This window comes from uncultured Thiodictyon sp., from assembly GCA_903837595.1.
GTDB lineage: Bacteria > Pseudomonadota > Gammaproteobacteria > Chromatiales > Chromatiaceae > Thiodictyon.
On the sequence record CAILVI010000092.1, the window covers coordinates 1 to 5599 of the forward strand.

The 5599-nt window shown below is 62.6% G+C and carries 7 protein-coding genes; all 7 read left to right on the top strand.

The features are described 5' to 3' along the window. On the top strand, window positions 1-191 hold a 191-nt coding region (locus QZY44_RS04940), incomplete at its 5' end, for a hypothetical protein (protein WP_295443057.1). After that, entirely contained in the window at window positions 188-709 is a 522-nt protein-coding gene (locus tag QZY44_RS04945; RefSeq protein WP_295443060.1) for a hypothetical protein, read from the top strand. The genes QZY44_RS04940 and QZY44_RS04945, both read left to right, overlap by 4 nt. A 3-nt stretch (window positions 710-712) precedes the next feature. Beyond that, the gene (locus QZY44_RS04950) at window positions 713-1027 is read left to right on the top strand and encodes a hypothetical protein (protein WP_295443062.1); all 315 of its coding nucleotides are present in this window, start codon (window positions 713-715) and stop codon (window positions 1025-1027) included. A gap of 8 nt (window positions 1028-1035) precedes the next feature. Continuing rightward, window positions 1036-1257, top strand: coding sequence for a hypothetical protein (locus QZY44_RS04955; RefSeq protein ID WP_295443065.1), 222 nt, complete (start codon window positions 1036-1038; stop codon window positions 1255-1257). 99 nt (window positions 1258-1356) lie between these two features. After that, window positions 1357-3993, top strand: coding sequence for a phage tail length tape measure family protein (locus QZY44_RS04960; RefSeq protein WP_295443068.1), 2637 nt, complete (start codon window positions 1357-1359; stop codon window positions 3991-3993). A 565-nt stretch (window positions 3994-4558) separates the two neighbouring features. After that, window positions 4559-5221 (top strand): glutathione S-transferase family protein, encoded by a 663-nt coding sequence (locus QZY44_RS04965; RefSeq protein ID WP_295443071.1) that lies wholly within the window; start codon window positions 4559-4561, stop codon window positions 5219-5221. Beyond that, a partial coding sequence (locus tag QZY44_RS04970) for a hypothetical protein (RefSeq protein WP_295443074.1) occupies window positions 5208-5599 on the top strand: 392 nt, incomplete at its 3' end. The genes QZY44_RS04965 and QZY44_RS04970, both read left to right, overlap by 14 nt.

Here is a 5599-nt window from a genome sequence, read left to right on the forward strand (position 1 = left end):
CCGCCGAAGCGCGGGAACGCCTCTTTGGCCCCCTGTACGGGGTAAAGCCGCCCATGACCGTTGCCGATGCCCGGCGCCTGATCGCCCACCAAGTCGATGGCGGACGCGGGCCGGTACCCCCGCCGCCGCCCAAGACCGTTGCCGAAGCGCGGCAACGCCTCTTTGACCAAGTGAACGGAAACGCAGCATGAGCGCAAAACCGCCTGCACAGCCCCTAGCCACACTGGCCACCCAACTGGAGCAAGCCAAGGTAGCCGCATCCAAAGAGCTTGCTTCGATCCGTGCGCGAATCGAACAAGCGACCGCCGAGACTGATCACCTGACGAATGCGCCGCTTTCGCGAGCCGACCTTGAGGCCATCATGTTGGGCCATATGAAAGCGCTTCAGGATAAGGCAATCCAGTATTCGGGATTGGAAGAACTGCTTGACCATCAACGCCGGTTACCTGGTTCATTTGTCACGATGCGGGAAAAGTTTGGCGCATACAACCCGTTCCCGTCGCGATGGAATGATCTGGTGATGCATGCGTTCTTCACCCCCGATTCCATGATTACGAGCTTGGCCCCTGTCTTGGATCTTCTGGACTATTCCGGGGCAGGCCCGACGGTAAGCGAACGCCGGCGCGAGCTGGCCAGGCTTGACGTTGAACTCGCCGAGCTTCGCCAATCCGAGCAATCCCTGGCATCTGCCATTGGCGCCAAAGAGTAACCGATGAACGTCCAACCGCTTTCCACCGAACTGGAACAACTCGTCATCGACGTGCGCCAGCGCTACCAGGTCAAGGCCCACGCCCTTGAGGGCGCGTTGCGGGCGCGTGAGGAACTGGCCGCCGTGCCGATCACGGCCGAGGTCCTCTTGTCCGCCGCGCGCCAGTTGCTGAATACCCCGGTGTCGCCCCCCGGCACTGGCGTGCGGTTGGCCGAGATCGACGCGCGTATTTGCCAACTGGAAGGCGACCTGAACGAGCTGTTGAGGTCCGCCGCCGCTGTTGGCATCGCCCTGGATGGAGACCGCCCCGTTTCCTGATCCGGGCCATGGATCGCAACAAGTTCCGCGGCCGGTTGGCCGCCCTGAACATGACCCCCAACGGCTTCGCCGACTTTGCAGGTTGGAGCCGCAGCACGGTTCGGGAATGGGGGGAAGGTTCGCCGGTTCCCCGTCCCGCCCGCTGCATCCTTGAGTTGCTCGAAAGCCAAGTCCGCGACCGTTTCCCGGGAAACGCCGACCCCAAGGGCGAGACCAACGCCGGCCGGTGAACCTCTCAGGGCACCAGGGCGACCGCCGCCAAGGGCAGGCCCCCGACCATCCCGAAGGCGCGCCTATGTCGCGCCGCATCACGACGAGACCTTCCCGTCATGGCAATCAAAGACCTTGCGATTAAGCTGTTAATCAGTGCCCGCGATGAGGCGTCAGGGACGATCAACAGGCTATCAAAACACATCAATGGCCTTGCGGCATCGGTCCTTGGTATCGGCGCCGCTGGCTGGGGCCTAGACAAGTTATGGAAAAGCCTATCCGCCGGCGCCGCCGCCGCAGGTCAGGGCGAACAAAACCTCAACATCCTCAAGACCACGCTGGAGGCGACCGGGTACGCGGCCGGGATGTCTGCCGACGATGTTGCCCGATTGGCAAACGAGATCGACAAAAGCACCACGCTCGGGAAAGGGCAGGCCCGGGAAGGTGCGGAAATACTCGCGACGCTCAAGAGCATTAGTGGCGATCTATGGAAGGATATCGAGCTGGCCGCCGATGGAATGCAAAAGGCGGGATTCGGCGAATACACCGCAAACGTCAAGGCACTGGGTAAAGCGTTCGAGGACCCGGTGAAGGGGTTGACATTGCTCGGTCGCCAAGGCGTGACATTCACCGAGCAAGAACAGGAAGTCATCAAGGGCCTAACCGCCATGGGCGAGAAGGCCCAGGCACAAGGCATCATACTTGACGCCCTCAAGGGGCAGATTGGCGACATTGCCGAGGCCGCATCCCAGGGTTATGCCGGGTCAGTCAACCAACTGGAAAAGGCACAGAAGCAGGCCGGCAAGGCGTTTAACGCCGGCTTGCTGGAGCCGATGACAAAGGTCAACGAGGCCGTTGCCTATTTCTGGAATGAATTGGCGCGGACCGACGCAGCAAAGAACGTGGGTGCAGCGGTCGGTAGCGCGCTTAATGCAGTCGTGGACGCGGGGCTTGCACTCATAGGGAAGGTTGACTTCAAGGCCCTGGCCGAAGACATCAAGAACAGCGGTCAGGACATTGCCGCTTACCTAAGGGACCTGGGAACCAAGTTCAAGGGATTGGCACAGGATTTCGCTGATGCTTGGACCCTGGCCAAGATCATCGGCGAAGCCGGTGCAGTGGTATGGAATACGTTTCGGTCAGGAATCGAAAGCGCGGCGGCGGCATCCATGCTCTTGCTGGCCGCGCAAACCAAGCTGATGGCACTGATCGCGAAGGCCCGCGCGAACGATGATCCGTCACACAACACCCGCGAGGCCGCGCTGGCAGAGTCGCTAAACGCGAGTGCCGATCTATACTTTCAGATGGCAAAGGATTTCGGCGCCGCTTCCCTGGAACACTTGAAGAAGGCCGGGAGCGCCTTTGTTGCCGCCGGGGAGAACGCCGGACAGCTTTCAAAGAAGACCGACGAGGCGGGGCAATCGCTGGAGAGGACCGGCAACAAGGCGAAAGAGGCCGAGGGCAAGGTCCGCAAACTCACACAGGCCGAACAGGAACTGAAGGATGCGACCGACAAGGCAGCGAATAACCAGCTTGCCGCGAATATGGACGCGATTAGGGTTGCCGGTGAGCGAACGGCCGACGCATTAAGGAAGGTCGCGGACCAGGAAAAGGCATTTCAGGAAAAAATCTATGAAGCGGAAATCAAGAAGAACAAGGTTAGCCCAGACCAAGAGGCTTATTCAGCGATAGCGAACGCCCGCCGATCAATCGCTGATAATCATTGGAGCGACGCTGCAGATTGGTTGGCACGCGCGGGCGGTGCAGCCGATAAGCTCATAGAGACCGACACCGAGATGTCAAAGTATTGGCGCGCGCAAATCCGTGAGCTTGCGCTTGTCATTGAGGCTGACACCCAATCCAGAAAGGAACGCGCCGAAGCGAGCGGCGGACCGATCGACAAAGAGAGCAGCAAACTCCGTTCGGCATTGGGTGCGAATGGCGATATCGACATGGCCGGGAAGAAGGGGCTTGATTACATCGATGCCCGCCGCCGCGCCAATGAGGCCGAAACGCAATACCGTAAAGATGGCCTAAGTGAAGAAGCCGCCAGGAAGAAGGCAGATGAAGAAATACGCAAACCGGCGGGAATCATTACGCGACCAACTGCCGCACCGCATGATGAAGCGAAGCGCGCGCCCTCTGGGTCTATTCAATACATCCCTGAAGGCGTATCGCCAAAGACGCTTGCCAGAGATCCGGCACGCGAGGGCACAGCGCCACCGCCGACCACCGCGCCCGCTGCCGACGCGCCCGCGACGCAACCCGCCGGTAAATGGCTGAACGTCGAGACGCCCGAAGACCGCGCGAAGATGATCGAGGCGAGCTTGCGCCCCAAGTGGGGCGACAAGGCCGCGGCCGACTTCGCTGACGAGTATCGCCGCAAGTATGGCCAGGGGGCAGGGCACCAGGCCCCGGCGGCCGATCAATCGAGCGGCCTATCTTGGGAGACCCCGGACGCCAAGAAGGCCGCAGAGTCCCGAGGGGCGGGAAAGCTGCCCTTTGCGGTCAGTGTTTCGCCCGATCAGGTACACGAGGAAGTCACTAAGGCCCTTGCGGGTAAGCCCGTCGCCATCACGGTGGATGCAGAAAAGGCAGCCCAATCGATCTTTGATTCAATCGCAGCGAAACTGCAGAACGCTGGTTTTCAGGTTCCGGTGCGCGCGGTTATCACCGTTGATGCCGGCGGGGCTACCCAGACCGCCGGCGACCCCATCGGGACCGCCGCCGCCAAGCTTGGAACGCGTATCCAGTAACCGACCCCGCCGCTTCCAGGTCCACCGAGCCCGCCTTGTGCGGGCTTTTTCGTGGTGCCGTGTTTCCCGGGAAACGCGGAGCCGTGGCGCGGTCCCGCCGGCTGCACCTGGTGCCCAGCTGCAACCTGGTGCAACTCGCCGCGGTCAGGGTGAAGGTGGAGGGCACCCCGAGGCCCTGCCGGTGCCGATCCTGCCGCGGCGGGTTCTGGCACGGACTTGCACAGAACCCCCGCCCGGTTGGGATTACCGGGATCGACCCGAACACGCCGCGCGACATTCGCCGCCATGTACACACGTGAGGGGCTTAATCTAGGTTGTGCTTTTCCGTGACTCTCAGTGTGACCCCGTGTTAAGCTTTCCGCATATTGCCGTGCTGTACCGTGTCACTACGGGTTGAAATACCCTTGCCAAGGTTGGGGTCGCGAGTTCGAGTCTCGTTTCCCGCTCCAAATCGTAAAAAAGGGTCGCTCATTGAGCGGCCCTTTTCTTTTGTGTGACCGGCACAAGATCGGTCGCACCCCGCTGTCAGCGGTTCGGTCAAACCATCGGATCCGGAAGACCTCCCATGCGCCTTTACGACTTCGAACTCTCTGGCAATTGCTACAAGATTCGGTTGTTGCTCGCGATGCTCGGCCTGCCCTGTGAGCGGGTGCGGGTCGACAGCAGCCGCGGCGAGACCCAGACTCAGGCCTTCCGCAATCTGAATCCGCGGGGCCAGATTCCGGTCCTGATCGATGGCGACCTGCGCCTCTGGGACTCCCAGGCGATCCTGGTCTATCTGGCGCGCCGCTATGGTGACGCCGGGCGTGCCTGCGGCCCCTGGCTGCCGACGGATCCGGTGGGTGAGGCCGAGGTGATGCAGTGGCTCGCGGTGGCCGAAAACGAACTCCTGTTCGGGCTGGCTCGCGCCCGCTCGGCCTTGCGGTTTCGCCGCCCCTTTGACCTCGCGCAGTGCCAGGCCGAGGGCAAGGCCGGGCTGGCGGTACTCGAAGACCGCCTGGACGCTCGCGACTGGCTGGTAGGCGATTGTGCCACCATCGCCGACGTCGCCTGCTATCCCTATGTTCACCTAGCCCCCGAGTCCGGCGTGTCGCTGGAGCCCTACCCCAGGGTCCGCGCCTGGCTCGGGCGTTTCGCCCAATTGCCGGGCTATCAGGTGATGGTGGACCCGGCGGCGGAGCGGGCCGCCGAACTGGCGCGGGCGCAGGCAGCCAATGAACGCGATTGAACGCCACGCCGCGCGGGCGCTCCTCACCGTGCTGATCCTGCCGATGATGCCGATCCTGCTGATCTTGTTGATGCTGCTGGCCGGTTCCGGCGGCGCGGCGGCCGCCGCCCCCGAGGGTAAGCCCACGGTCGCCCAGGTGCTGGCCGCCTGCGAGCGCGGCGCCGCCAAGGGCAACAAGGGCATGGACGCGGATAACTGCAAATGGTTCGCCGCCCCCTGCGGGTGCCACCCGGGCCATATCGGTTCAGAGACCTATCGCTGGTGCACCCCCGTTACAGAGTCCACCGAGACTACGTTGGGCAAGGTGGTTGCCGAACTGCGCCGGGTGCCTGACCGCTCGGCCCCGATCGATCAGGTCGTGCCGGTCATCCTGGCGCA